At 42.2% G+C, this 25,754-nt stretch carries 25 protein-coding genes; 6 read left to right on the top strand and 19 right to left on the bottom strand.

Annotated elements, in window-relative coordinates; all coding sequences use genetic code 11:
• Positions 1-4: 4 nt before the first annotated feature.
• The 10 genes from trpS to PGR14_RS07180 all read right to left on the bottom strand — a co-directional run bounded on the left by trpS (position 5) and on the right by PGR14_RS07180 (position 10,264).
• Entirely contained in the window at positions 5-1,090 is a 1,086-nt protein-coding gene (gene trpS / locus PGR14_RS07225; RefSeq protein WP_008368572.1) for a tryptophan--tRNA ligase, read from the bottom strand.
• Positions 1,091-1,132: 42 nt separating this feature from the next.
• Entirely contained in the window at positions 1,133-1,597 is a 465-nt protein-coding gene (gene mscL / locus PGR14_RS07220) for a large conductance mechanosensitive channel protein MscL (protein WP_022220518.1), read from the bottom strand.
• Positions 1,598-1,653: 56 nt separating this feature from the next.
• The gene (locus PGR14_RS07215) at positions 1,654-2,517 is read right to left on the bottom strand and encodes a putative manganese transporter (protein WP_270223180.1); all 864 of its coding nucleotides are present in this window, start codon (positions 2,515-2,517) and stop codon (positions 1,654-1,656) included.
• Positions 2,518-3,027: 510 nt separating this feature from the next.
• The gene (locus tag PGR14_RS07210) at positions 3,028-4,908 is read right to left on the bottom strand and encodes a heavy metal translocating P-type ATPase (protein ID WP_055156101.1); all 1,881 of its coding nucleotides are present in this window, start codon (positions 4,906-4,908) and stop codon (positions 3,028-3,030) included.
• 33 nt (positions 4,909-4,941) lie between these two features.
• The gene (locus PGR14_RS07205) at positions 4,942-5,160 is read right to left on the bottom strand and encodes a cation transporter (RefSeq protein ID WP_008368584.1); all 219 of its coding nucleotides are present in this window, start codon (positions 5,158-5,160) and stop codon (positions 4,942-4,944) included.
• A 254-nt stretch (positions 5,161-5,414) separates the two neighbouring features.
• Positions 5,415-5,978: a TetR family transcriptional regulator gene (locus PGR14_RS07200; protein WP_022220520.1), complete on the bottom strand. Its 564-nt coding sequence runs from the start codon at positions 5,976-5,978 to the stop codon at positions 5,415-5,417.
• A gap of 88 nt (positions 5,979-6,066) precedes the next feature.
• Positions 6,067-7,476 (bottom strand): radical SAM protein, encoded by a 1,410-nt coding sequence (locus tag PGR14_RS07195; RefSeq protein ID WP_008368588.1) that lies wholly within the window; start codon positions 7,474-7,476, stop codon positions 6,067-6,069.
• A gap of 20 nt (positions 7,477-7,496) precedes the next feature.
• Positions 7,497-8,087: a manganese efflux pump MntP gene (locus PGR14_RS07190; RefSeq protein WP_055156099.1), complete on the bottom strand. Its 591-nt coding sequence runs from the start codon at positions 8,085-8,087 to the stop codon at positions 7,497-7,499.
• 255 nt (positions 8,088-8,342) lie between these two features.
• Positions 8,343-9,521 (bottom strand): phosphoribosylaminoimidazolecarboxamide formyltransferase, encoded by a 1,179-nt coding sequence (locus PGR14_RS07185; RefSeq protein ID WP_055156098.1) that lies wholly within the window; start codon positions 9,519-9,521, stop codon positions 8,343-8,345.
• 29 nt (positions 9,522-9,550) lie between these two features.
• On the bottom strand, positions 9,551-10,264 hold the full coding sequence (locus PGR14_RS07180; RefSeq protein WP_008373293.1) for an IMP cyclohydrolase: 714 nt from the start codon (positions 10,262-10,264) through the stop codon (positions 9,551-9,553).
• Positions 10,265-10,477: 213 nt separating this feature from the next.
• Between PGR14_RS07180 and PGR14_RS07175 the strand changes: the two genes are divergently transcribed.
• From PGR14_RS07175 to PGR14_RS07155, 5 genes are all read left to right on the top strand, one after another.
• Positions 10,478-11,224 (top strand): AzlC family ABC transporter permease, encoded by a 747-nt coding sequence (locus PGR14_RS07175; RefSeq protein WP_055156097.1) that lies wholly within the window; start codon positions 10,478-10,480, stop codon positions 11,222-11,224.
• Positions 11,214-11,525 carry an AzlD domain-containing protein gene (locus PGR14_RS07170; RefSeq protein WP_022220771.1) on the top strand — a complete coding sequence of 104 codons (312 nt, stop codon included), beginning with the start codon at positions 11,214-11,216 and terminating at the stop codon, positions 11,523-11,525. The genes PGR14_RS07175 and PGR14_RS07170 overlap by 11 nt, the downstream gene beginning before the upstream one ends.
• A gap of 38 nt (positions 11,526-11,563) precedes the next feature.
• Positions 11,564-12,826, top strand: coding sequence for a sensor histidine kinase (locus tag PGR14_RS07165; protein ID WP_242854828.1), 1,263 nt, complete (start codon positions 11,564-11,566; stop codon positions 12,824-12,826).
• Positions 12,827-13,684, top strand: a complete 858-nt coding sequence (locus PGR14_RS07160) for a response regulator (protein WP_055247710.1) — start codon at positions 12,827-12,829, stop codon at positions 13,682-13,684.
• A 228-nt stretch (positions 13,685-13,912) separates the two neighbouring features.
• A complete protein-coding gene (locus PGR14_RS07155; protein ID WP_055247708.1) occupies positions 13,913-14,977 on the top strand; it encodes a PTS sugar transporter subunit IIC in 1,065 nt (354 codons plus the stop codon).
• Positions 14,978-15,074: 97 nt separating this feature from the next.
• On the opposite strand, the gene PGR14_RS07150 is transcribed toward PGR14_RS07155, so the two are convergent.
• On the bottom strand, positions 15,075-15,536 hold the full coding sequence (locus tag PGR14_RS07150) for an Lrp/AsnC family transcriptional regulator (RefSeq protein WP_270223189.1): 462 nt from the start codon (positions 15,534-15,536) through the stop codon (positions 15,075-15,077).
• 408 nt (positions 15,537-15,944) lie between these two features.
• Between PGR14_RS07150 and PGR14_RS07145 the strand changes: the two genes are divergently transcribed.
• The gene (locus PGR14_RS07145) at positions 15,945-16,148 is read left to right on the top strand and encodes a cold-shock protein (protein ID WP_008373270.1); all 204 of its coding nucleotides are present in this window, start codon (positions 15,945-15,947) and stop codon (positions 16,146-16,148) included.
• An 87-nt stretch (positions 16,149-16,235) separates the two neighbouring features.
• On the opposite strand, the gene PGR14_RS07140 is transcribed toward PGR14_RS07145, so the two are convergent.
• From PGR14_RS07140 to PGR14_RS07105, 8 genes are all read right to left on the bottom strand, one after another.
• Positions 16,236-17,237 carry a dipeptidase gene (locus PGR14_RS07140; protein WP_270223178.1) on the bottom strand — a complete coding sequence of 334 codons (1,002 nt, stop codon included), beginning with the start codon at positions 17,235-17,237 and terminating at the stop codon, positions 16,236-16,238.
• A gap of 3 nt (positions 17,238-17,240) precedes the next feature.
• A complete protein-coding gene (locus PGR14_RS07135; protein WP_173692565.1) occupies positions 17,241-18,035 on the bottom strand; it encodes a class I SAM-dependent methyltransferase in 795 nt (264 codons plus the stop codon).
• Between the two features lie 22 nt (positions 18,036-18,057).
• Positions 18,058-19,290: an MFS transporter gene (locus PGR14_RS07130; RefSeq protein ID WP_055247702.1), complete on the bottom strand. Its 1,233-nt coding sequence runs from the start codon at positions 19,288-19,290 to the stop codon at positions 18,058-18,060.
• Entirely contained in the window at positions 19,244-20,110 is an 867-nt protein-coding gene (locus PGR14_RS07125) for a zinc dependent phospholipase C family protein (protein ID WP_270223177.1), read from the bottom strand. The genes PGR14_RS07130 and PGR14_RS07125 overlap by 47 nt, the downstream gene beginning before the upstream one ends.
• Before the next feature lie 326 nt (positions 20,111-20,436).
• Complete coding sequence (locus PGR14_RS07120) at positions 20,437-21,993, bottom strand: ABC-F family ATP-binding cassette domain-containing protein (RefSeq protein WP_055260823.1); 1,557 nt, start codon at positions 21,991-21,993, stop codon at positions 20,437-20,439.
• Positions 21,994-22,170: 177 nt separating this feature from the next.
• Positions 22,171-22,563: a 30S ribosomal protein S9 gene (gene rpsI / locus PGR14_RS07115; RefSeq protein ID WP_008373223.1), complete on the bottom strand. Its 393-nt coding sequence runs from the start codon at positions 22,561-22,563 to the stop codon at positions 22,171-22,173.
• Positions 22,564-22,590: 27 nt separating this feature from the next.
• Positions 22,591-23,019: a 50S ribosomal protein L13 gene (rplM, locus tag PGR14_RS07110; protein WP_022220779.1), complete on the bottom strand. Its 429-nt coding sequence runs from the start codon at positions 23,017-23,019 to the stop codon at positions 22,591-22,593.
• 185 nt (positions 23,020-23,204) lie between these two features.
• A complete protein-coding gene (locus PGR14_RS07105; protein ID WP_055297193.1) occupies positions 23,205-25,748 on the bottom strand; it encodes an HD domain-containing phosphohydrolase in 2,544 nt (847 codons plus the stop codon).
• Positions 25,749-25,754 lie beyond the last annotated feature (6 nt).

Here is a 25,754-nt window from a genome sequence, read left to right as displayed (position 1 = left end):
TTCTTTATTCTGCAAATCTTGCTGTCTGTTCCCGGATCAACTGCTGATCTTCAAAATAGTTGATCTTCATCGCATCTTTTACTTCTTTTAAAGTCTGTGCTGCCACTTTTTCAGCTTCAATACTTCCTTTATGAAGGATCTCGTAGATCTCCGGAATCTTCTTCTCCAGTTCTTTTCTTCTTGCACGGATCGGTGCAAGCTCTTCCTGCATAACCGCATTCAGGAACTTCTTAACCTTAACGTCACCAAGTCCACCACGTCTGTAATGATCCTTCAATTCATCCAGATTCTTATAATCCGGCAGATATTTTTCAAAATGTTCATCTGTACAGAATGCATCCAGATAAGTGAAAACGGAATTCCCTTCTACCTGTCCCGGATCAGATACCTTCAAATGATTCGGATCTGTATACATTCCCATGATCTTCTGTCTTACTTCTTCCTCGGAATCAGACAGATAAATACAGTTACCAAGGGATTTACTCATCTTTGCTTTTCCATCCGTTCCAGGAAGACGGCAACAGCTTTCGTTCTCCGGAATCAGCGCTTTCGGCATAACCAATGCTTCTCCATATACACTGTTGAATTTGTGTACGATCTCACGGCACTGTTCGATCATCGGAAGCTGATCCTCACCTACCGGTACAGTCGTTGCCTTAAACGCTGTGATATCTGCTGCCTGGCTGATCGGATAAGTAAAGAATCCTACCGGAATACTTGCTTCAAAATTACGCATCTGGATCTCCGATTTAACCGTTGGGTTTCTCTGAAGACGGGATACCGTAACCAGATTCATATAATAAAAAGAAAGTTCTGTCAGTTCCGGTACCTGTGACTGGATGAAAATCGTGGATTTCTCCGGATCCAGTCCGCATGACAGATAATCCAGTGCAACCTCAATAATATTCTGACGTACCTTTTCCGGGTTATCTGCATTATCAGTCAGTGCCTGTGCATCTGCGATCATGATAAAGATCTTGTCATATTCTCCGGAATTCTGCAGTTCTACTCTTCGCTTTAAGGATCCAACATAATGTCCGACATGAAGCCGTCCGGTTGGTCTGTCACCTGTTAAAATAATTTTCTCCATTGTTTTTATGTTCCTCTCTGTCGTATTATTCCTGTCTTTTCTTTATTCTTCTTTGTCCGTATCCTCAGCCGGAAGCTCAGATGTACAGTATGCACATCTGGTTGCCGCGATCGGGATTTCTGACATGCAGTACGGGCAGATCTTCGTAGCCGGTGCTGCCGGTGCTTCTTCCTCCTTCTTAAGCAGCTTTTCTGTTCTTGAAGCAAGATTGTTCATCACTTTTACAAAACAAAAAATAACAAGTGCCATCAGAAGAAAGTTGATCACCGCTGTAATAAAATTGCCATATTTGATCGTGTCATTCTCACCAGATCCGATCCGGATCACCCAGTTGGAAAAATTGACCCCACCAGTCAGAAGACTGATCACCGGCATGATCATATCATTTACAAGAGAATTCACAATCGACTGGAATGCACCACCAATAATAACGCCGACTGCAAGATCCATTACATTTCCCCTTGCAATAAACTCTTTGAATTCTGCAATAAATCCTTTTTTAGCCATCTCAAATCCACTTCTTTCGTTCCTTTTAGGCTTCTGCGGCATATAAGGATATTGTACTACATTCCAAACAGGATTTCCACTATAATTCCGCACACTACACTGATTCCGTAAAGTGTTGTGACGATCATCACATTCTTCTTCCAACTATGGTTCGTCTTAAAAAGTACGATCAGTCCGATTCCGGCACATGACAAAAGTCCGGCAAACATACTGCCGACATTTAAGACTCCCTCAAGATAAAATTTCGTAATTGTAATAGAAGCTGCGCAGTTCGGAATCAGACCGACAAGACCAGCCAGAAAAATTCCGGCAATTGGATAATGCATCACCACGTTCATGACCTCTTCCATTCCAATCCACTCCACAACTGCATTTAACGCAAAAGAAATTACATATATAAATACCAGAATCTGTACCGAATGGATGAGTGCTGATTTTACAATGCTTCCTTCTTCACAGTGACAGTGGTCATGCTCACAGATATCATGAATGTGCAGCCCTCTCTGGTATCCTTTGCCTAGCACCCGCACTCCGATATCAACCAGAATCCCTGCAACAATACCAACGATAATCTTTCCGATTAAAATTGCCATGATCTTACGGACATCCGCCTGCTCTGAGATCAGAATCGGAAGCATCTCATCTGATGTAGACAGAAAAACAGCGATCATCGTTCCAACTGTGATGACTCCGCCGGAATACAGATTTGCTGCTGCTGCCGAAAATCCGCACTGCGGAACAACGCCCAGCATCCCACCGATCACAGGTCCTTTTTTCCCTGCTCCAAGAAGCATCCGCACCGTCTTCTGACCGGCTTTATTCTCCAGATATTCCATCGCAAGGTATGTCAGAAAAAGGAAAGGTATCAGTTTCACAGTGTCAATTGTTGTATCTTTTAGTATATCTATAAACAGTTCCATCTTGTATCTCCCTTCTTGGTTTCACTATTCTAATCCGTTTTGTCATTTTACACTGTCGCTGACAAAAAAGCAAGTAGAATAAATTAGTGTGGCAAAGCAACAGAAATAAATGGGATAAATTCAAGTTGTGCAAACCATTCCGATGAACCTCTTAGGGCGAAAATCGTGATCAGCAGAGGCTTCCACGATTTTTGAGCTTCATCTCCATTGCACAAAATAGAATTTATCCCATTTATTTCTGCTGCTTTGCCCTTCTACTTTATTGGTGAGAACCAGACCAGTAGCCCCGGTACGTTTTCTATAGCAATAAGAAAGAATGTGCCTCGGCACACTCTCGCGCCGAGCGCGGTCGCTTGCGACATGCTTCATCTTCGTGCGAGTGCGCATCTCCGGGACGCAGTGCCTTTTATTTCATAGGAGATTCCTTTGGAATTTCCTATGAAACAAAAAAGAATTATCCCCATCACGTTAAGGATAATTCTTTCTTGTTTTACATTATGCTTTTGACATCTATTTTACTTTCAGTGTCCTCATGGAGTTCAGGATTGCGATTACGGATACTCCTACATCGGCAAAGACGGCTTCCCACATATTGGCCATGCCGAGGGCTCCCAGGATGAGGACCAGAACTTTGACACCGAGGGCAAAGACGATATTCTGATGTACGATCTGGAGAGTTTTTCCTGCAATTCTCATAATGGAGGATATCTTAAGGATATTATCATCCATCAGAACAACATCTGCGGCTTCGATTGCTGCATCGGATCCCATGCTTCCCATTGCGATTCCGATATCAGCTCTGGAGAGTACCGGTGCATCATTGATACCATCACCAACAAAACCGAGCTTTTCTTTCTCACCGAGTTCTCCGAGAAGTGCTTCTACCTTATCTACCTTATCCCCCGGAAGGAGATCTGTGTAGACTTCATCGATTCCAAGGCTTTCTGCTACTGCTTCACCGACATCTTTTCTGTCACCGGTAAGCATAACTGTCTTTTTGACACCGCTTTGTTTGAGCTGCGCGATCGCACGTTTGGCTTCCGGTTTGACCGTATCAGAAATTACAATGGTCCCGAGGAATTCTTTTTCAGCCGCCAGATATACGACCGTACCAGGGACTGTGCATGGCTCATATTCCACGCCTTTTTCTTCCATCAGCTTTGCATTTCCGGCATAGACAACTCTTCCGTCGATCTTTGCCTTGATTCCGTGTCCGGCGATTTCTTCAGCCTGTTCCACCCTGTCCATGGACAACTCACCAAGCTCCGCTTCTTCGTACGCTTTCTTGAGTGCTGCTGAGATTGGATGATCGGAATAGCCTTCCGCAAGGGCTGCCACTTCAAGAAGTCCTTCTTTTTCCCATCCGTTCGGAATAACTTCTGATACAACGAATTCACCTTTTGTCAGTGTACCAGTCTTATCAAATACAATCGTTTTCATCTCAGAGAGTGCTTCCAGATAATTGCTTCCCTTTACCAGAACGCCCTGTTTGGATGCTGCTCCGATTCCTCCAAAAAAACCAAGTGGAACAGAGATCACCAGTGCACATGGGCAGGAGATTACAAGGAAAATACATGCTCTCTGAATCCATTCTGCAAATCCACCGCCAAGAATGATTGGTGGAAGGAATGCAAGTACAACTGCCGCACAAACCACGATCGGCGTATAGTATTTTGCAAACTTTGTAATGAAGTTTTCTACATGTGCCTTTTTGCTGCTGGCATTTTCAACCAGTTCCAGAATCTTCGCAACTGTAGAATCATCAAACTCTTTCGTTGTGCGCACCTTAAGAAGTCCGCTTCCATTTACACAACCGCTGATAATCTCGGAACCTTCTGTTACTTCTCGCGGAACCGACTCTCCGGTCAGTGCAGAAGTATCTACAAAGGATGTTCCCGATACAACCACACCATCGAGAGGAACTCTCTCTCCTGCTTTGATGACGATCTCTGTACCAATCTCTACATCATCCGGATCAACCTGTTTGAGCTTTCCGTCTTCTTCAATATTCGCATATTCCGGACAGATATCCATCATTGCACTGATTGACTGGCGGGAACGGTTGACTGCATAACTCTGGAATAACTCCCCGATCTGATAGAACAACATAACCGCTACCGCTTCCGAATATTCCTTTACTCCAAGTGCACCAAACGTTGCTATACACATCAGAAAATTCTCATCAAATACCTGACCATGACTGATATTGCGCACAGCCCGGTAAATGATGTCCCATCCCACGATCAGATAAGGTATCATAAATAACAAAAACTGCACCGGAATTTCGGACTGAAATTCCAGTTTTCCCATATGTTCCAGTACAAAAAGAGGAACATAAATAACTGCCGCTGCGATAATACGGTACAGCATTATTTTCTGTTTTTTCATCATAGAAGCCTCTCCCCTTTCATACCTTTTCCGGTTTTACAGCTGAATCTGGCAGTCCGGCTCTACCTTCTTGCATACATCAACGACTTCCTGCATGATCTCATCAAATCTTGCATCATCTGCATCAATCGTAAGCTTCTGCATCATAAAACTTACCGTTGCATCATTTACACCATCAATTTTTTTGATTGCATCTTCCATTTTTGCTGCACAGTTTGCGCAATCAAGGTCTACCATTTTAAATTTTTTCTTCATCTTTCTTTCCTCCTGAAAAATTTTCTCTCACTGAACATATGAGCAACTGTTCATATGTTCATAATAACTCTGTAATAGAAATCCGTCAAGCAGTTTAGATAACATTTTTTATTTTCTACAATTTCAAAAGAATATACCTCTCCAGAACGTATTCCCTTTTATTTATCAGAACGCTCTATCAGAATTTTCTGACAGAAAAACAAAAAGAAGAACCCGGATTTTCCCAGATTCTTCTCAAATTTATATTTTGTTCTTTACTTTTCAAGCAGCTCCAAAATAGGATGCGACATTAGGAACAGATAATACTCCATCGCTTCATCCGCCGACAGATGAATATCCCGGCTGGTCAGCCAGTATTTGAGTCCGGTTACAACGGTAATCGTATGGAACTCCAGAAAAATCTTTTTGTCTTTTATTCCCTGAAGCTTCTCAAGCTTGATCTTATGTCTGCCCACCATCTCTTCGATCAGCTGACGGATCTTCTTTTCAAGAATTTCCTCAAACCCATTCTGACCGGTCGCTTCAAATGCTTTCTGATAATAAATCCGGTCTTTCTCCATCTTTCGGAACAACAGATAAATGGCTTCTCTTTCCATCCCGTCTTCGGTCATCTCACGGATATGCTGAAAAACCTCCGTCTCCAGAAGCCATTCCATCACTTCATACTTATCCTGAAAGTAATTATAAAAAGTCGGTCTAATGACTCCCGCCTGATCTGTGATCATTTTAATCGTTATCTTATCAAAAGATCCTTTTATCAGTAGTTCCTTAAAGCTTTCCGCAAGCAGGATTTTTGTTAATTCTCTTTTTCTTTCCATGTGTTGTCCTCTTTTTCCTGCCCATTTCTCTTGACGAATATTCTATCACAAACAAAACACTTTTTCAAACCGCTTTTTTTCTGTTTTTTTACTGCTTTTCCACGCGTTTTTTGTAATTTGTGTAACCCTTCTGCTGATGCGGATGCTCTTTCCATAGTTGATCTGCCGTTTTTTTCCACTCACAGGCATAAGCTTTGCACTTACTGCACAAATGTTCCGCACTTTCCGGTGACTGCAGATCGGTCGATTTTGCACCGGTCTCTTTGATCATTTCCTGAAGAATCTCCGGATTTTCAAGCATCGGGCAAGGACGCAAATGATTGCTATTAAAAGGCTGCCGGTCTCTGTATGCCATAAAGAGTGGCTGTTTCAGAGCTTCCAGCAGAGTGACTTCCCGAATATTTGCAGAAGAGTAGTGAATAAATACACATGGTTCTACATCTCCATTCGCATTGATATGGCAGTAGTTTCTTCCACCTGCGATACAGCCTCCGACAAATTCTCCGTCATTCTGGAAATCCATTGCATAAATCGGCTTTCCACCTGTTGCACCGCGGATTTCTCTTACCCGGTGATACATATATTCTCTCTGTTCCTTTGTCGGGAGCAGATCCGGTGCTGCATCATTTCCAACCGGCATATAATGGAAATACCAGGTGAAACGACATCCCTTTCCGATGATCATATCCAGGAATTCATCCGATGTAACCGTTTCAATGTTCTTTCTGGTATAACAGATTGACGTACCGAAGATCAGTCCATATTTCTTTAACCGATCCATAGCTGCCATAACCTTGTCGAATACACCCTCTCCACGGCGCATGTCATTGACCTCTTCAAATCCTTCCAGACTAATTGAAAGGGACAGGTTGCCGACTCTTCTCATCTCTTCGCAAAATTCATCATCCACCAGTGTTCCATTTGTAAATGCATGGAATTCGCAGTCATAATGCTTTTCACAAAGTCTGATAATATCTTTTTTTCTTACTAACGGTTCCCCGCCTGTATACATATAGAAATAAATCCCCAGTTCTTTTCCCTGCGTAATGATGCTGTCCATCTCTTCATATGTAAGATTCAGTTTATGCCCATATTCTGCCGCCCAGCATCCGGTACAATGAAGATTACATGCACTTGTCGGATCCATCAGGATCAGCCACGGAATATTGCACTGATGTACCTCTCTCATACTGCGGATTGTCTTCGTTCCATGGAACGCCGCTTCAAATCCAAGGTTTAATGCTGTCTGTTTAATAACATGCGGGTCAATTTCATCTAATGCACGATTCACATAACTCATCCACTTCGAATCCGGATCCTGTATCATCTTTCTTGCGCCTTCATAGGAGCTCTTCTGGAAATTGTCTCCCATGAAACGCTCGGTCAGATCAACAAGATCAAGCAGACCTTTTTCTCTGTCTTTATCCATTTTTCGCATTGCCAAATCAATTGCTCCGCCAAATGCTGCCCTTGCTGCTTTATGTGTCAATTCGCCCATACTCTTTTCCTCCTGCTATTTTAAAATAAAAAATGCGTAACCACCATATCTGCCCCGGCGATCAGGAATAATATCCCACCGATCCAGTAAGCTTTGCAGTTATATTCACAGCCCAATCTATATCCGACCTCCACACCAAGAAAGCACTGAATGATCGTAACCGGAAGCAATACCATTCCCTGTTCCAGGATCTCCACACTCCAGAATCCGATACCCATTCCGGCAAAATACGCATCTACGCTGGTAAGTACTGCCAGTTTTCTAAGCCGTTTCCAGTTTATTTCATCGTTTCTCCGCTCAAAGATCTGCTTATTATTTCTTGCTTTACAGATCATATAAATGCCAAGTCCGATAAATATCAGCACCGACAAAAGCTCCCATCCACTTGCTGCTGTTGAAATCGTCTCATTCATTTTTCTGTCCGGCTTCAGAATATCTGCAACAACATTTCCCAGGATCAGTGCAAAGAGCTGCATTCCTCCAAAAATCAGACTGGATAAAAGTGTGTCTTTTCCATGCTTCCTCGAAAATCCTGCTCCAACACAGATATGTACAACAAATACATCAAATGAAAGCCCGATTGAAATTAAAAGGATTTCAATAATACCCATAGATTCGCCTCCTCCTGCTGGCTGTTACATATATATTATGTAATCCCTTACTAAATAATAAATCTTCAGATTATCGGTTCTGTTTATTTTTTAACGACATTTTTCCACATTTGTCGCATATCTGTTTATTTTTTCAACAGATTATTCTTCCGGAATCTTTTTTATACAATAGAAAGCTCCATTTTCTGTTAAAAATAAAAAATTCCCGCAAAGGTAGATCTTCTACCTCTGCAGGAACTTTGCTTCTTTATTATCTTAGTGATGGAATAAACGGATTCCGGTAAATGCCATCGCCATGTTGTATTTGTTGCAGGTATCGATTACATTGTCATCACGGATTGATCCACCCGGTTCTGCAATATATGTAACACCGCTCTTATGTGCACGTTCGATGTTATCTCCAAACGGAAAGAATGCGTCTGATCCAAGTGCCACACCCGTCAGCTTATCAAGCCATGCTCTCTTTTCTTCTCTGGTAAATACTTCCGGTTTTTCAGTGAAAATATTTTCCCAGGTTCCGTCAGCCAGTACGTCCATATATTCTTCACCAATATACAGATCAATTGCATTATCTCGGTCTGCACGCTTGATTCCTTCTTTAAATGGAAGATCAAGTACTTTCGGGCACTGTCTCAGCCACCAGTTATCTGCCTTCTGTCCTGCAAGACGGGTACAGTGGATACGGGACTGCTGTCCGGCTCCGATTCCGATTGCCTGTCCGTCTTTTACATAGCATACAGAATTTGACTGTGTATATTTTAAAGTAATCATGGAAATTGCAAGATCTCTCTTTGCGTGATCCGGAATTTCTTTGTTCTCAGTCACTATATTTGAGAAGAAATCATCATCAATCTTCAGTTCATTTCTTCCCTGCTCAAAGGTAATACCAAATACATCCTTGTGTTCTGTAGGTGCCGGAACATAATCCGGATCGATCTGGATCACATTGTAATTACCTTTCTTTTTCTGTGCAAGAATCTCCAGTGCTTCTGGTTCATATCCAGGTGCGATCACTCCATCCGACACTTCTCTCTTGATCAGTCTTGCCGTATCAACATCACAGACATCAGAAAGCGCAATAAAATCACCGAATGAAGACATACGGTCTGCGCCTCTTGCACGTGCATAAGCACTTGCAAGCGGAGAAAGTTCTCCAAGGTCATCTACCCAGTAAATTTTTGCAAGAGTTTCATCCAGTGGCAGTCCGACTGCTGCACCTGCCGGTGACACATGCTTAAAGGAAGTTGCTGCCGGAAGTCCGGTTGCTTTTTTTAATTCCGATACCAGCTGCCATCCGTTAAATGCATCCAGAAAGTTGATATATCCCGGACGGCCCATCAGAACTTTGATCGGGAGATCACTTCCGTCTTTCATATAGATACGTGACGGCTTCTGATTTGGGTTACATCCATATTTGAGTTCTAATTCATTCATGATTCCTGCTCCTTCTTCACCTTTGTATACTATTTATTCTTATTGATGATCTTGCTTTCGTATGTTCCTGTCTCAATATCAATATATCTTACAAACAGAGATACTTTATTATCTGCATTCAGACTGTTCCAGAGTGTGTCTGCAAATGTGTCCATATCATCCGGAATTGCAACAAGCTTTGGTTCTCCTTCAAAACTCGGAAGCGGATTTCCATCACACTTGTATGTGTGGATAAAATGTCCTTCTCCGGCTACCGGATTCTCATATGCAAAGGTGTAACGGTTGCATGCATCCGGATTTCCGTTATTGCTCTTCAAAATGGACATTGCATAGTTATATTTTCCGTTCTCAATGTGCATGATACCGGAAATACGTGGTGTGTAGTTTGGTCCATCCGGTTCAAATTCACGGCTTCGAAGGGACTGTTCAAACGTCATCTGTCTGTCCATACCTTCATAAATTGTATCAGTCTGATCTCCGTTTGTAACGATCGTCTTATTGCCGAGTACACGCACCGGTGCGTAGATAATTAAGCTTGGGTCTGTCAGCTTTGACTCGTCAAATGCCTGTGTGCGGATTCCCTCTCCCTCTTCTACAAAGACACGATTACGGCTGTTCTCACTTCTTCCCATGATAAAATAAGCTGTTACCGCTTTGCTTCCGTCGGCAGACTTTCCGATGATGATCCCTCTTCCGGGATAAGAATTGCTCTGCAGTTCTTTTTCAATAGATAACATTTCCATGCTTCAATCTCCTTTTATAACTTGTACTTATGTTTGCACATTCATTTATCACTATTTATTATAACTCATAATACCACTATATTTCCAGTCTTTCTGTAAATTTTTTTCAAGTTCTTTTAAAACATCATTTTCAAGACCACTGTTCCATGGTAAAATGTTAGTAAAATAACAATTCAAATTTGGGGATTATTTACAAAAGAGAGGTTTTACTTCATGAGTAGAAACAGAAAAATGGATTTTGCAGCCGGGATACAGGATGGCATTCCCATCTGTCTCGGTTATATTGCGGTATCATTTACCTTTGGTATCATGGCAAAAAATGCAGGACTTTCCACTTGGGAAGCTGTTCTGATTTCCCTTACAAACCTGACCAGCGCCGGGCAATTTGCTGGTCTGTCACTGATTACGGCATCCGCATCCTATTTTGAAATGGCATTCACCCAGCTCATCATCAATCTCAGATATTCGCTGATGTCCTGTGCCCTTTCACAGAAAATTGATAACCACTATCCTTTTTTCCACCGTTTTCTTATCGCATACGGTGTAACGGATGAAGTCTTCGGCGTATCCGTATCCCGCCCCGGAAGGATTACTCCATGGTATTCTTACGGTGTGATGGCACTTGCCGCACCTGGCTGGACACTTGGCACTTTCCTCGGAGTAGTATCAGGAAATATCCTGCCTGACCGGATCGTTAGCGCACTGAGCGTTGCATTATATGGAATGTTTATCGCAATCATTATTCCTCCGGCACATGATAACAGGATCATCGGAACCATTGTCTTGATTTCCATGGCAGCAAGCTTCCTTTTCACAAAGGCTCCTGTGCTATGCCAGATTTCTTCTGGCTTCCGAATCATTATCCTTACGATTCTGATTGCCGGAATCGCAGCGTATTTCTTCCCTGTAAAAGAAGAAACAAATCCAGAAGATAAGGAGGATTCTTCCGTTGAAGCATAATCTATATATGTATATCTTTGTCATGGCAGCCGTCACCTATCTGATCCGTATGCTGCCACTGACGCTGATCAGGAAAGAGATCAAAAATACTTTTATAAAATCTTTTTTATATTATGTACCTTATGTAACTCTGGCTGTTATGACCTTTCCGGCCATTCTGACAGCCACAGCCAATATCTGGTCTGCCGCCATTGGTTTTGCAATCGCACTGATCCTTGCATGGAACAGAAAAAGTCTGATCTGTGTTTCCCTGTTTTCATGTGCCGGCGTATTTCTGGTTGAATTATTAACCGGACTGTAGACTGTAAGAGAGATGATCTGAATAAAGGAGGCTTTCTTATGTGGACCAAAAGTTTTTCACGTTATACCCGCATTTTGCTGGTCAGTGCTGCTGTTATCATTGGCGCCCAGATCAGCATCTCACTTTTTGAAAGCGATTTTCGTGTTTCCATCGGAATTTTTGGCATTTTCATGTCTCTGATCCTTTTTGGGAAATATCCGATTCTTCCGGTCACGGTGATAAGTGCCCTCTGTGTTTTCTTTTCCCGTACGCTGATGCACTGGCTTCGCTTTGGCAGCTGGAATCCACAGAGCTATTTTCCGGAAATGTTTTTCTATCTGGTCTACGGAGTCCTTTTTTTCCTCTACTGCCGTAAAAATGACTATGAACTTTCGATGTATTCTCTGCCCTGGATGTTTCTTTTTGACTATCTGGCAAATATAACAGAACTGCTGACCCGTAGGGGTATGGACGCTTTTTCTTTTCAGTCCCAGGCAGGCGTCCTTCTGGTTGCGCTTCTGCGTACTGCACTTGCGGGTCTTTTCCTGTTCTGTCTCAGCCATTACAAGTTCAGTCTCCTGAGTGCTGAACATGCACGGAGATACCAGAACCTTCTTCTTTTGATTTCTGAGCTTAACGGCGAAGTTGTTCTGATGCAGAAAGGTACACGTATGATAGAGGACACCATGAGCACCGCATACCGGCTTTACCACGATATGAGTGAACGGAATATAGACGAATTCCTCACCCGCACCGCACTTCAGATTGCACGTGATGTCCACGAGATCAAAAAAGACTACAATCTGATCGTAAGAGGACTTTCCTCTTCAATGGAATTAAATTCTGAAAATGACGGAATGAGCCTGGATGATATCCTCACCATTCTGAAAAGCAGCCTGGATGCATCCCTTCCAAAAGGGAAACGACTTTTTTTTAATATACAACTGGAGGAAAATCTATATACACAGAACCATTATCTTCTGCTCTCAATCTTCCGCAATCTTTTCAACAATGCGATTGAAGCAGCAGACGGAAATCCGGTCGAGCTTTCTGTCCGTCAATCCTCCACGGATTCTTCTTATGTTATTGAAGTTGAAGATCATGGACCCGGAATTGATCCGGAGGATATGGAACAAATTTTTGAACCGGGTTTTTCCACAAAGATCAATTACGAAACCGGCGAGGTCAATCGGGGACTTGGACTTAGCCTGGTAAAGGATTTTATCGAACTCCGCCTGGGCGGAACCATCCGGGTAACTTCCGTTCCCGGAAAAACAGTTTTCACACTTACTATACCAAAAGAGAAATGGAGCGGTTTATAAATGAAATTCTATCTCATTGATGATGATAAAAATGTACTGCATATATTAAAACGTATTATAAGGGACCGGGGGCTTGGAGAGATTGCCGGAACTGCCGAAAACGGTGTGGATGCACTCACGGATCTTACTCTTATAAATCCAGACATCGTAATTGTTGATCTTCTGATGCCGGAAATAGACGGAATCACTTTCGTGAAACGCGCCCGCTCTCATGCACCGAATCTTACTTTTATTATGCTTTCCCAGGTTGCATCCAAAGATATGATCGCAGATGCCTATTCTGCAGGCATTGAATTTTATATTCATAAGCCAATCAACAGTATCGAAGTAGAATCCATACTCCGGAAGGTCAGTGAATCCCTGACTGCCCGCCGGACATTGCAGCAGGTACAGACGATTTTCCAGACCCAGCAGAATTTTGTACAGCCACAGGGATTTATAAATGATACAGTTGAAAAACCTTATATTATCCGGTTAAAAGGAATTCTCCAAAAGCTTGGCATCACCGGTGAACGTGGCAGCAAGGATATCATTTCCCTTGTCGATTATCTGATCCAGCATAACCAGAAAGTTGACAATGTCACTTTAAGCGAACTTTGCAGTCGGTTCAGTGACAATCCAAAATCCATGGAACAAAGGATCCGTCGGACAGCCAACATGGGAATGGTTAACCTTGCCAACCTTGGTCTTGAAGATTACGCCAATGACACGTTTACAACCTACTCCAACTCCCTGTATAACTTTGAACAGGTCCGAAGGGAAATGGATTTCATCCGTGGAAAAAGTGTACGGCACGGCAATGTGAAAATTAAAAATTTCCTGAATGCACTGATTCAGGAATGCACCGAGAGAGCCTGATTTTCAGGTTCTCTCCTGCTTCTTATTTCATCTCTTTATATGTTTTCTCTATAATTCATTATCACTTATAGTTATCGTCATTATATACAATAAATCTTTCCCGTATTTGTAGTTTTTTCCAAAAATAAATTTCATTTTGATACTTTTTGTATCTTTTTGTAACTTCCATTTTATTATGTTATCACGATAACTGATGCGAATAAGTATAAATTTTAAGGAGGATGTCATATGTTAACAATCGTAAAAGGTATTGGTTTACTGCTTCTCACTTTAGCCTGTTTCTCTGTATTCAGCCTGAAGTTTCCAAAAGGATCAGAAGCAATGTCCGGAATGGCTAATGCAGCCGTTGCTTCGTTCCTGGTAGAAGCTGTTCATCATTACATCACAGGTGATTTATTAGGAATTGCATTTTTCTCAGAACTCGGAACCATATCCGGCAGCTTCGGGGGAATCGCTGCAGCTACTTTAGTTCCGATCAGTATGGGATGTAATCCGGTACTTGCAGTCGTTGCAGGTGTCGCAGTCGGAGGATACGGAATCCTTCCTGGTTTTGTAGCAGGTTATATTGTAGGTTTTGTAGCTCCGTTCCTGGAAAAGAAACTTCCAGAAGGTCTGAATCTGATCGTTGGTGCTCTTGCAATCGCACCGCTTGCAAGAATTATTGCCATCGCAGTTGATCCGGTCGTTAATTCAACACTGCTCAACATCGGACGTATGATTTCTGCAGCTGCTGAACAGTCTCCACTTATCATGGGATTCCTGCTCGGTGGTATTATGAAGATGATCTGCACCTCACCACTTAGTTCTATGGCTCTGACTGCTATGCTCGGACTTGATGGACTTGCAATGGGTATTGCAGCAATTGCATGTGTTGGTGGTTCTTTCACAAACGGTATCATTTTCGACCGTTTAAAACTTGGCGAGCGCAGTAATGTTATCGCGGTAATGCTTGAACCTCTTACACAGGCCGATATTATTACACAGAATCCGATTCCGATTTACGGATCAAACTTCTTTGGCGGCGGACTTGCCGGACTCGCAGCAGCTATGCTCGGTATTATCAATAACGCCCCTGGAACAGCATCTCCGATTCCTGGACTTTTAGCTCCATTCGGATTTAACCCACCACTTAAGGTTGTAGCTGCAATCGTACTTGCTGCGATCGGCGGATCTTTAGCTGGATTTGTTGGTTCTATCGTGTTTAAAGGTTTTGCAAAAACACCTGCAGATATCAAAGCATCTGAAAAAGCTACTGAAACAATTGTTCCGGAAGTTGCTATCGCTGCTGAATAATCAAAATGACTATTTCAAACTGCTTGTTTATATAGCCCTTAAAGAAGAAAAAGACTCGAAAACTTTTGTTTCCGGGTCTTTTTCAATTTACGGGAAATTATATTTCTCTCTCCAGTGTTTCTTCTATATCTGCATTGATTCCTCTGTGTTCAACCGAAGTTGAAAATACGATCAGTGTCTTTGTTCTTCCAAATCGCTGCAATTCTCCAATAAATTTATCCAGCTCTGTTGTGCTGGGAAACAGTACTTCCAACACCATAGAATATTCTCCGGTCACACAGTTGCATTCGATCACATTTGAACACTTTCTCACAAACGGATAAAACACATTTTTTCCCTCCGGCGAAACCTCCAGATTGATCAGTGCCTTGATATGATATCCAAGTGCTTCCGGATTCACCTGTGCCTGATAACCGAGAATATATCCTTCTTTTTCCATCTTTTCAATCCGCGCTGATACAGCCGGTGTAGACAGATACACCTTCTCTGCAATCTCTTTCAATGGACATTTGGCATTTCTCTGTAAAATATTCAAAATTGTACGATCCACTGCATCCAGTTCATGATTTTTCATCTGCACTACCTCTTTCTGACATCCCATTTATACTTTTGACCCCTTTGATACCAGATTGCTACGTGCTTTGCACTCCTGCAAGTCAAAAAAAAGATACTCTCTGCGTTCTTCTCCGCAGTAAAGTACCTCTTTGTACAAATATTTTCACTCTTTAAATATGTTAAAAATAATAGCATTCCTTTTTCTTCCTGTCAATAAAAAGACATTTATTTTTTCCTATTTTTCCTATTTTGATTTGACATTTGTCCTACCACGTGATATTCTGAAATTGTGTTTTAGATAAGATTTAGATTTCACATATTTTTGTAAATCATTAACATCTGTCTGATGACTTACAAAAATATGTGATTTTTATTTTTATCGGCATCATCAATTTTTTAGGAGGTACTACTAATGAACAAGGGTACAGTTAAGTGGTTCAACGCACAGAAAGGCTACGGATTCATCACAAACGAAAGCACCGGAGAAGATGTATTCGTACATTTTTCAGGAATCGCGGGAGAAGGATACAAATCTCTTGAAGAAGGACAGAACGTTACTTTCGATATCACAGAAGGAAACCGCGGACTTCAGGCTGTTAATGTAACAGTTGCGTAATCGCTGCAAAAGATGCTAGAGTAAAAAACCCGGCTTGTGTATTACTCCACAGCCGGGTTTTCTATGTTATAATGTGCTTTGCCGGAATTACCCAAGCAGTTCTCTATATATTCGCATTACATTCTTACAGAAGATTTTCTCGATCTCGCTCTCTGTAAATCCATTCTTTTTAAATACATCTTCCAACTTTTCCATATCTGCCGGGGATGCAATCTCCAGTTCTCCATTCATACCATCAAAGTCTGAACCAAGTCCTAAAGCCTCTATTCCCGCCATATCACGGATATATTTTGCATGTGCCACAATATCCTCCGCTCTGCTCACAACCGTCTCTCCGTCTTTCCAGTCGCGCAGGAAATATGCATAATAATTCAGCCCGATCACACCGCCTCTTTCCCCGATCGCTTTCAGAAGTTCATCATTCAGGTTTCTCGGATGACTGCACAAATGTCTCGCGTTGGAATGGCTCGCTACAAAAGGCTTCTTTGTGAACTTTAACACATCCCGGATTCCTGCATCGTTTAAATGTGCCACATCGATGATCATTCCCAGGTTCTCCATCTCTTCCAGAAATTCAATCCCATGCGCTGTAAGCCCATATCCGGCTTCTGAAAAGGCTTTTCCGGCAAATTCTCCGCCAGTCGCTTTTGCCGGATATCCAAGCTGATTCGGATAGTTCCAGGTCAGAGTCATCATCCTTGCCCCCATCCGGTAAAAGTCTCTTAAAAGGGCAGGATCGCCCTCGCAGATTTCTCCTTCTTCCAATGTCAGCAACGCTGACATCCTTCCATTCTTCCGGTTTTCTTCAATCTCGTCATACTTTGTGACCGGCCGGATCCAGTCTTTATTTTTCTCCATTTCCCGATAAAATACATCCGCCATTTTCATTGCATAACGGAATGGACTCCCTGCAAGCATCGGATCCTCCAGATCCAGAAAAATGGCAAAATTTTGAATCAGATAATCCCCCTTTTTCATCCGTTCAAGATCCACATTTAAATTATTTTTCCGAAGTGAAATCTCTTTTCCCTGTTCCCTTCCTCTCTGAATCGCTAAAATTGTATCACAATGCATATCTGCTACTTTCATTTTCTATTCCCCCATCTTTTTCTTTCTTATAATATCTACCGTATGTGATCCCGCACCAACCAGTTCCGGGCGTTCACACGTAGTCAGATGATAGTCAATAAACGTCTGGAAAGTCTTTTCATCCATCGTATTTAACACCTGACGCATATAATCGGATGGTCCATCCGCCGAAATAATCTGGATCCGTTCCATTCCTGCTGCTTCATTGTAGCTGTCAATATCCTCCAGACGCACATAATCATACAAATCTTCCGGTGAAGGACATACCCGGTAATTCGCATCCAGTTTGCCATTTTCCAGGCATTCCTGTATATGGTTCTCCCGGAATCCATACACCAGAACACTGTACTCATTCATTGTATAAGCCACCAGGATCGTGCCCTCATCTTTCAGAACACGCTTCGCCTCCATCAGCGCCTTTACCTTATCTTCCTTTGTATAAAGGTGATACATCGGTCCAAACAGGATGATCAGGTCAAATTCCTTATCCGGAAAACGTGACAGCTTCAGCGCATTTCCCTGATATGCTTTCACAGAGCTGTTCTTCTTTTTCAGAATTCCCAGATTGTATTTCACCAGCTCTACCGCCGTCACATCGTACCCTTCTTCGGCAAGCGCAACACTGTAGCGCCCGGTTCCGGCTCCTACATCCAGAATCTTTACCTGTCCATGCTCCCGCTTAGGAAGATATTTGTGAATGTACTTCATTGAGGTGATAAATTCTACCTGTCCGTGGCGGCTCTTAAGCCGCTTCTCTTCGTTAAATTTGTTATAATATTTTTCAAGCTCTGTCATCATAAATCAATTGTATCCTTTATTTTTATTCTAGCGCTGCCGCTCTCCGGAATAAAATAATTCCGATCACGAACAAGACAGCGATCATCCCCACACCAATATTGATATTGCCGGTAAGCTGCGAGATCAGGCTCACGATCGTTGTTCCCATAAAGGACGCGCCTTTTCCGCAAATATCCATTAAGCCGAAAAATTCACCTGACTGGTTCGCCGGTATAATTTTCGTAAAGTAAGATCTTGAAAGCGCCTGCACACCTCCCTGGAACATGCCTACCCAGACAGCAAGAACCCAGAACTGCCACTGGTAATGCAGAAAAATCGCAAAAATTGCCACTCCAAGGTATGCCACGATACATACTGTGATCAGCTTTTCTGCAGAATATTTCTTCGCAAGTCTTCCGAAAATAATCGCAAATGGGAAAGCTACAATCTGCGTAAGCAACAATGCAAGAAGAAGTCCTGTACTGCTAAGTCCAAGTGCTGATCCATATGCAGTTGCCATATCAATAATCGTATAAACCCCGTCAATATAAAAGAAAAACGCCAGAAGAAACAGAAAAACCTTCTTCTCCTTCTTTACATTTTTCAGAGTAATGCCGATTCTTTTGAAGCTTTCTGAAAAAGCATGCTGCTTCTTTTCTACATAATACTTCTGGTGATAAGTTTTCAGAAGTGGTAATGTCATAATTACCCACCATACCGTGATGATCACAAAGGAAACCATCATTGCTATCTCCATTGTAATCCCAATCTTCCCTGCATTTAACACAACCAGAAGACAGATTACAAACGGTACACAGCTTCCGATATATCCCCACGCATAGCCCTGGGAAGAGACTTCATCCATCCGGTCTTCCAATGTCACATCGACAAGCATGGAATCATAAAATACCAGCGTCACGGAATATCCGACCTTTGCAATGACAAAAACTACCAGAAAGGCCAGCCAGTACTTTGCAAATCCCAGTGCGACTGAAGCAATTGCCCCGATTCCAAGTGCAATTGTAAAAACTGGTTTTTTATAGCCTTTTGTATCTGCAACGGTTCCAAATACCGGTCCTGCAAGTGCTGTAAGTAAGGTTGCAATGGATACTGCATATCCCCAGTATGCCAGATACTGTACATCCGAAAGTCCCTGCTTTCCTGCGATATAGTTGAAATAAATCGGTAAAATGGTTGCTGCCAGAAGTGTGAATGCAGAATTTCCGACATCATAAAGTATCCAGTTTTTCTCCTGTTTTGTCAATTTTATTTTCATTTAACGTATCCTCCTTGCCAGGAAACTGAGAACCAAATGTATAGGCATATACAGAATCTAATGTGGCGTTTCCTTCCAGAAACGGTTTGTATTCGCAGATCAGTTTGTCTGCCAGTGGAACTGCTTTTTCATAAAGATGAAGCAGTTTTCTTATCTGTTCCCTGCAGGATTCATTCTCATGATACTTGATAATAAACCCATGAAAATCATAATAAAGCCCTGCCACTTTAAGTGCTGCATAAAGTGCCATCCGCTTTATTTTAGATGGACAGACAAGAATCCTGTCATAAAATACCATTCCATTCAGTGCTTTTTTGACTTCCTTTGCTGTAATTCCGCGATAAAAATCTTTTATAATTATCGCATTTTTCATAGAAGGAACAATATGTCCGGTCAGTCTCCTGCTCACTGGATTTTCTCCGTTCATAATCATCAGCTTACGATCCAGCTCGCCCTCCACTGCAATATGTGCAAGACCAGTCTCTTTTACTGCCTGTTCCACGTAACCATGACAGATTTCATCCAACGCGAAGTGGCAGAGCACTCCATATACATAAGCCAGATGCTTCTCATACTGGTCGTGTGTATGTAAAGCCTTCGCTGCATGAACGAAGAACTTTGCCCCGCTCTCGTTATGTATACGGCTTCCCAACTGATTGACCTTGTTCTTGCCAAGCGGTCTGTAATAAAAAAGAATATCCGGTCCATGAAGTCCAATATTAAAAAGCTCCGGATATTTATCAATAACTTTTCTCTCATATCCGCTTAATCTGCCCCTGATCTGCTGTCCAAAAATGTAATGTGCATAAGTTGACGGCATATTATCCCATCCTTTCTTTTCTGAAACACGTTTTATTATAGACGTTGCGCTTTGCAGGCTCTATCTTACTTCTGTAAAGCTTATATAACAGTTTTGTAAAAAAGAATGTGCCTTGGCACATCCTCGCGCCGAGCGCAGTCGCTTGCGACATTCTTCATCGTCGTGCGAGTGCGCATCTCCGGCACGTAGCGCCTTCTATTTCATAGGAAGTTCCTTCGGAATTTCCTATAAAATAAAAAGTATTGACAAAAATGATACGTTCTAAATAAATAGTAACACAAAAAGGCCTTTCAGGATAGTCCCGAAAGGTCTTCTGCACGACACTTTTAAAATACTTTCATCGTCCACTTGCTCATATCCCACACCTCATTTACCACATCCTGATAGAATTCCGGCTCATGGCAAATCAGAAGAATACTTCCTTTGTATTCCTGAAGCGCTTTTTTCAGAGAATCCTTTGCATCCACGTCTAGATGATTGGTCGGCTCATCCAGGATCAGCAGATTCGTGTCCTTGTTGACCAGCTTACAGAGTCTTACCTTTGCCTGTTCACCACCACTCAGTACCCTTACCTGGCTCTCAATATGCTTCGTAGTGAGTCCGCATTTTGCAAGGGCAGAACGCACCTCATACTGGGTAAATGACGGAAATTCCTGCCACAGCTCTTCAATACAGGTTGTCTTGTTTTCTCCTTTAACTTCCTGTTCAAAATAGCCGATCTGAAGATTTTCCCCAAGCTCACACTCGCCGGAAATTGCCGGGATCAGACCAAGTACACTCTTCAAAAATGTAGTCTTTCCGATACCATTTGTTCCGACAATCGCAATCTTGTGTCCTCTTTCCATCTGGAAATTCAGCGGCTTGGAAAGTGGTTCATCATAACCGATTACAAGATCTTTTGTTTCGAATAACATTTTCCCCGGAGTCCGTCCGTAACGGAACTTAAATTCCGGTTTCGGCTTTTCCGCTGCCAGCTCAATTACATCCATTTTATCCAGCTTTTTCTGTCTGGACATCGCCATATTTCTTGTAGAAACACGGGCTTTATTTCTTGCCACAAAATCCTTCAGTTCACTGATTTCCTGCTGCTGTCTGCGGTATGCTGCCTCAAGCTGTGCTTTCTTAACTGCATAGACCTCCTGAAAATGATCATAGTCTCCCACATAACGATTCAGTTCCTGGTTCTCCATATGATAGATGATATTTACCACTTCATTCAGGAACGGAATATCATGGGAAATCAGAATGAATGCATTCTCATAATCCTGCAGATACCGCTTCAGCCACGTAATATGCTCTTCATCCAGATAGTTTGTCGGTTCATCCAGAAGCAGGATGTCCGGCTTCTCAAGCAGAAGCTTTGCCAGAAGAACCTTCGTTCTCTGACCTCCGCTTAGATCTGTAACATCACGGTCAAGTCCCAGATCCAGAAGTCCCAGTGCTCTTGCAACTTCCTCTACCTTTGCATCAATCGTGTAAAAATCATGCAGTGTCAACTCATCCTGGATCGTTCCAAGCTCTTCCATCAGAAGATTCATCTCATCCTCGTCTACTTCACCGAGTTTCTCACAGATCTCGTTCATTCGCTGCTCCTTCTGCAAAAGCGGATCAAACGCACTTTTCAGTGCGTCCTGGATCGTCATACCGCTCTGAAGGACTGCATGTTGGTCCAGATAGCCTGCTCGTACATTCTTCGCCCATTCCACCTTTCCCTCGTCCGGCGTAAGTTTCCCGGTAACGATACTCATAAAGGTAGATTTACCCTCTCCGTTTGCTCCTACAAGACCGATGTGCTCCCCTTTTAAAAGACGGAACGATACATCATCAAAAATGGCACGGTCACCAAAACCGTGTGTCAGATGTTCTACATTTAATATACTCATATTTTATTATTCTCCCTGATTCATTTCTTTACACATTGTCTTTTATTATATGTGGAAATTGGTGTTCTTTCAATATAAACAGACAAAAAACCCCAGAAACACAAGGTTTCTGAGGTTTGTATTTTTGAAAATGAACTCGAAAAAACTTCGTCTTTCCCGCAGCCACATTGCTCCAAATTAACGTTTAGAGAACTGTGGTGCTCTACGAGCTGCTTTGAGACCGTATTTCTTACGTTCTTTCATACGTGGGTCACGTGTAAGGTATCCGGCTTTCTTAAGTACCGGTCTGTAATCAGAATCTGCTTCAAGAAGTGCTCTTGCGATTCCGTGACGGATTGCTCCTGCCTGTCCTGTGTATCCACCACCACGTACGTTAACGAGAACGTCAAATTTATCAACTGTTTCAGTTGCAACTAATGGCTGACGAACTACAACTTTAAGAGTTTCAAGTCCTAAATATTCGTCGATATCTCTTTTATTGATTGTGATCTTACCTGTACCTGGTACAAGGTATACTCTTGCGATAGATTTTTTTCTTCTTCCTGTTCCGTAGAATTTAGCTGTTGCCACTTTTATTTCCTCCTTTCAAACCTCTGACTAAAATGTTAAAACTTCTGGTTTCTGTGCCTGATGAGCATGTTCTGCTCCAGCATATACGTGAAGTTTCTTGATCATTGTTCTTCCCAAAGGTCCTTTTGGAAGCATACCTTTAACAGCAAGTTCGATAACCTGTTCCGGTTTCTTTGCCATCATTTCTCTTAATGTAGTTTCTTTCATTCCTCCTACATAATCTGAGTGATGATAGTATACTTTCTGATCTAATTTCTTTCCTGTAACTTTGATCTTTTCAGCGTTGATAACAATTACGTTGTCACCTGTATCAATGTGCGGTGTAAATTCCGGTTTATTTTTTCCTCTTAAAACTTTAGCGACTTCTGCTGCAAGACGTCCAAGTGTCTGTCCTTCAGCGTCAACTACATACCATTTTCTTTCAATCTTATCTGGATTAGCCATGTAAGTTTTCATTGGTTGACCTCCTATGAATTTCAGTTTACTAATTATTTTCATTGTAGATTCTATAGAAAACAAGTTCACTCCGGGGCTTTGGTGCAAACTGTTTCTTCTCACGTCATACTTGCATATTATATTATACCAGCAGGCTTTTGTCAACTGTTTCTTGCTGATTTTCATCACTTTTTTGTGGGAATTTTCTACAGTATTTCTTTCAGATTGTCCACAGTTTCTTCTGCCTTCACCAGTGTAATACTGCCATTATCCAGGCATTCAACAAACTTATATACCAGGTCAGGATCAAACTGTCTGCCTGCATCCTGAAGAAGCTTCTCCCGTGCCACTTCAATAGGAAATGCTTTTTTATAACATCGTTTGGATGTCATGGCATCAAAAGAATCTGCCACGCACAAAATCCGCGCAGTCAGTGGAATATCTTCTCCTGCGATCCGGCGTGGATATCCTTTTCCATCATACCGCTCATGATGACCGATGACTGCCGGAATTACATAATCCAGCGATGGAAGGTGACGGATAATATCGATCGATGCCTCTACATGCCCTTTGATGATCTCATATTCTTCATCTGTCAGTTTTCCCTCTTTATTGAGTATATACTCCGGAATACCGATTTTACCGACATCATGCAGAAGTGCTGCCTGCCGGATAATCTCTATCATATCTTCGTTCATTCCAAGGGTCGTCGCCAGTGACGTTGCATAATAAGCTACGTTGTTGGAATGGCTGAACGTATAGTGATCCTTCGCATCAATTGCCGCCGTCAGCGCATAAATCGTAGACTCATACTCCTGATAAATATGGGTATGATTCCTTGTATTGTTCCCCTCACTGTTGTTCCGGAACATCATATCAAAGACCTGGATCCCATTTTTTCCATTATGTTTCACATGATAAACTGCCAGATCTACATTTTCCATCAGCTCTTTCACGTTCCTTGCCGCATAAGGAGCCGCACTGATACCGGCACTCACAGTTACCGCTTTCAGCTTCATATCCGTTCTGCGGTTATTCATAACATAAATCTGTTTTGCAATAGATTCCACCATATTTCTGGCGGAAAAAAGATCATATCCCGGTAAAAGAACCGCAAATTCCTTTCCTCCATAGCGGGCCGTGTATCCACTTTCTCCGACACTGCTTCTGATAATATCTGCAATCCGCTGCAGACACAGATCTCCTTCTTTCACCCCATACAACTGATTATACAATTTAAAATCATCTACATTGATGATCGCAAGTGCCAGCGATGCCTCCCTGTTTTTCTCAAGCTCTTCATTCAGCACTTCATAGAAATATTTCCGGTTCAGTAATCCGGTCATCTCATCTGTTCTGGCTTCCTGGCGGGCTCTCTCGTACAATCTTGAATTCTTAATCGCAATCGATGCAACCGACGTAACAGATGAGATCAGCTGCACCTCATCATATACCAGCCGTTTTTTCACCGAAGCATCTGTGATCAGAATCACACCAACCAGGCATTCTCCATCTTTCAACCCTGCACAGTAACGGATATGCGTCTTATCCAGCCGGTGTTTTTCACTCTCCCACATCGACTTATACTCCACGGTATAACGGAAATCCCGGTAAATGATCGGCTCTTCATGTTCTTTCAGCCACTGGATCATCGGGTTTTCTTCTTCCATCGTAAATGTCAGATCATTCAGTGGCTGATCACTTGCCACTCCCCGATATGGCTGTCCCGGTGCATCCTGCATACAAATATAGATATTTCCAACATCCATCAGTTCTTTCATGACACTGATCGTTTTGTCCAGAATTTCATTTAAATCCAGCGTCTTCGAAATTGCAGAGCTGAACTCCCTGATTTTTTCTGTCTGATAATTTTCTTCCCTGACAAACACACTGCGTACCAGAAGCTTCCACAAAAAAGTAAACAGCGCATAAATCACCAGAAACACAATTGCAAAAGCAAGGGCATAAAGCGTTGTATTCTTATTCATCTGTATATGGAAGATTTTCTGCAGATATGGAATTACATTCAAAAATACAATAACAGAAAACAAAAATCCCACACCGTAACACAGACTGGGCGATGCCAGCATCTGCAGCCGGAACAGACGTCTGCGGATCAGTGCATAAAACAGGAAAAATACATTTACAACACCACTTAAAATATCAATCGGAAACCCACTGAAAAATGGTATTCCAAGCAACATATTCCCTGCAAACAACACCAGGACTCCTGCCATGACCGGTTCATACTGTACTTTCATATTGGGATTTGCTTTGCAGATCCGCACAAGGATAAGGAAAAGATAAATCAAAAAAATCCCAGCCGGGAAAAAGAGTACTAATATAGTAGGTTTAATCTCATACACAAAAGTAGGCAGCCCATTCTTTTCCACCACATTCGGGCATCCCAGGAATACCCCATGCCGGATATTTACCACAAAACAGATCAGCATAACAGCCAGATATATTTTCCCTGGCAGACTTTTTTTCACCCCGCCAAATGCCAGAATAAAACAATAATATGCATACGGCAGTAGTAAAATTCCAAGCAGGGAAACCTGATACCAGAATTCATAACTTGGCCACAGATGGACACGCATAAATGCCGATCCTCCAGCCCAGAAAAGCAGTCCAACCAACACTACCAGAAAGCTATTTACAATTTTATTTCGCTTCGCTGTCAGAAACATCAGCAGCATAAATCCATAGCACACCATTGCTATGATTGAAATATATCCATAGGTTCCCATAATTCC

The organism is Coprococcus sp. AF99-45, assembly GCF_027663865.1.
GTDB lineage: Bacteria > Bacillota > Clostridia > Lachnospirales > Lachnospiraceae > Allocoprococcus > Allocoprococcus comes.
Note: the sequence above shows the minus strand (reverse complement) of the source record. Positions and strands in the feature narration are given on the sequence as shown.

Excerpts from the sequence above, each read along its gene's own strand:
- trpS (WP_008368572.1), bottom strand. The coding sequence starts at position 1,090 with ATGGAGAAAATTATTTTAACAGGTGACAGACCAACCGGACGGCTTCAT.
- rplM (WP_022220779.1), bottom strand. The coding sequence starts at position 23,019 with ATGAAAACTTACATGGCTAATCCAGATAAGATTGAAAGAAAATGGTAT.
- PGR14_RS07200 (WP_022220520.1), bottom strand. The coding sequence starts at position 5,978 with ATGGAAAGAAAAAGAGAATTAACAAAAATCCTGCTTGCGGAAAGCTTT.
- PGR14_RS07105 (WP_055297193.1), bottom strand. The coding sequence starts at position 25,748 with ATGGGAACCTATGGATATATTTCAATCATAGCAATGGTGTGCTATGGA.
- PGR14_RS07175 (WP_055156097.1), top strand. The coding sequence starts at position 10,478 with ATGAGTAGAAACAGAAAAATGGATTTTGCAGCCGGGATACAGGATGGC.
- PGR14_RS07155 (WP_055247708.1), top strand. The coding sequence starts at position 13,913 with ATGTTAACAATCGTAAAAGGTATTGGTTTACTGCTTCTCACTTTAGCC.
- PGR14_RS07140 (WP_270223178.1), bottom strand. The coding sequence starts at position 17,237 with ATGAAAGTAGCAGATATGCATTGTGATACAATTTTAGCGATTCAGAGA.
- PGR14_RS07125 (WP_270223177.1), bottom strand. The coding sequence starts at position 20,110 with ATGCCGTCAACTTATGCACATTACATTTTTGGACAGCAGATCAGGGGC.
- PGR14_RS07210 (WP_055156101.1), bottom strand. The coding sequence starts at position 4,908 with ATGATGAAAAAACAGAAAATAATGCTGTACCGTATTATCGCAGCGGCA.
- PGR14_RS07205 (WP_008368584.1), bottom strand. The coding sequence starts at position 5,160 with ATGAAGAAAAAATTTAAAATGGTAGACCTTGATTGCGCAAACTGTGCA.
- PGR14_RS07215 (WP_270223180.1), bottom strand. The coding sequence starts at position 2,517 with ATGGAACTGTTTATAGATATACTAAAAGATACAACAATTGACACTGTG.
- PGR14_RS07180 (WP_008373293.1), bottom strand. The coding sequence starts at position 10,264 with ATGGAAATGTTATCTATTGAAAAAGAACTGCAGAGCAATTCTTATCCC.
- PGR14_RS07190 (WP_055156099.1), bottom strand. The coding sequence starts at position 8,087 with ATGGGTATTATTGAAATCCTTTTAATTTCAATCGGGCTTTCATTTGAT.
- PGR14_RS07145 (WP_008373270.1), top strand. The coding sequence starts at position 15,945 with ATGAACAAGGGTACAGTTAAGTGGTTCAACGCACAGAAAGGCTACGGA.
- PGR14_RS07160 (WP_055247710.1), top strand. The coding sequence starts at position 12,827 with ATGAAATTCTATCTCATTGATGATGATAAAAATGTACTGCATATATTA.
- PGR14_RS07135 (WP_173692565.1), bottom strand. The coding sequence starts at position 18,035 with ATGATGACAGAGCTTGAAAAATATTATAACAAATTTAACGAAGAGAAG.
- PGR14_RS07195 (WP_008368588.1), bottom strand. The coding sequence starts at position 7,476 with ATGGGCGAATTGACACATAAAGCAGCAAGGGCAGCATTTGGCGGAGCA.
- PGR14_RS07130 (WP_055247702.1), bottom strand. The coding sequence starts at position 19,290 with ATGAAAATAAAATTGACAAAACAGGAGAAAAACTGGATACTTTATGAT.
- PGR14_RS07185 (WP_055156098.1), bottom strand. The coding sequence starts at position 9,521 with ATGAATGAATTAGAACTCAAATATGGATGTAACCCAAATCAGAAGCCG.
- PGR14_RS07120 (WP_055260823.1), bottom strand. The coding sequence starts at position 21,993 with ATGAGTATATTAAATGTAGAACATCTGACACACGGTTTTGGTGACCGT.
- mscL (WP_022220518.1), bottom strand. The coding sequence starts at position 1,597 with ATGGCTAAAAAAGGATTTATTGCAGAATTCAAAGAGTTTATTGCAAGG.
- PGR14_RS07165 (WP_242854828.1), top strand. The coding sequence starts at position 11,564 with ATGTGGACCAAAAGTTTTTCACGTTATACCCGCATTTTGCTGGTCAGT.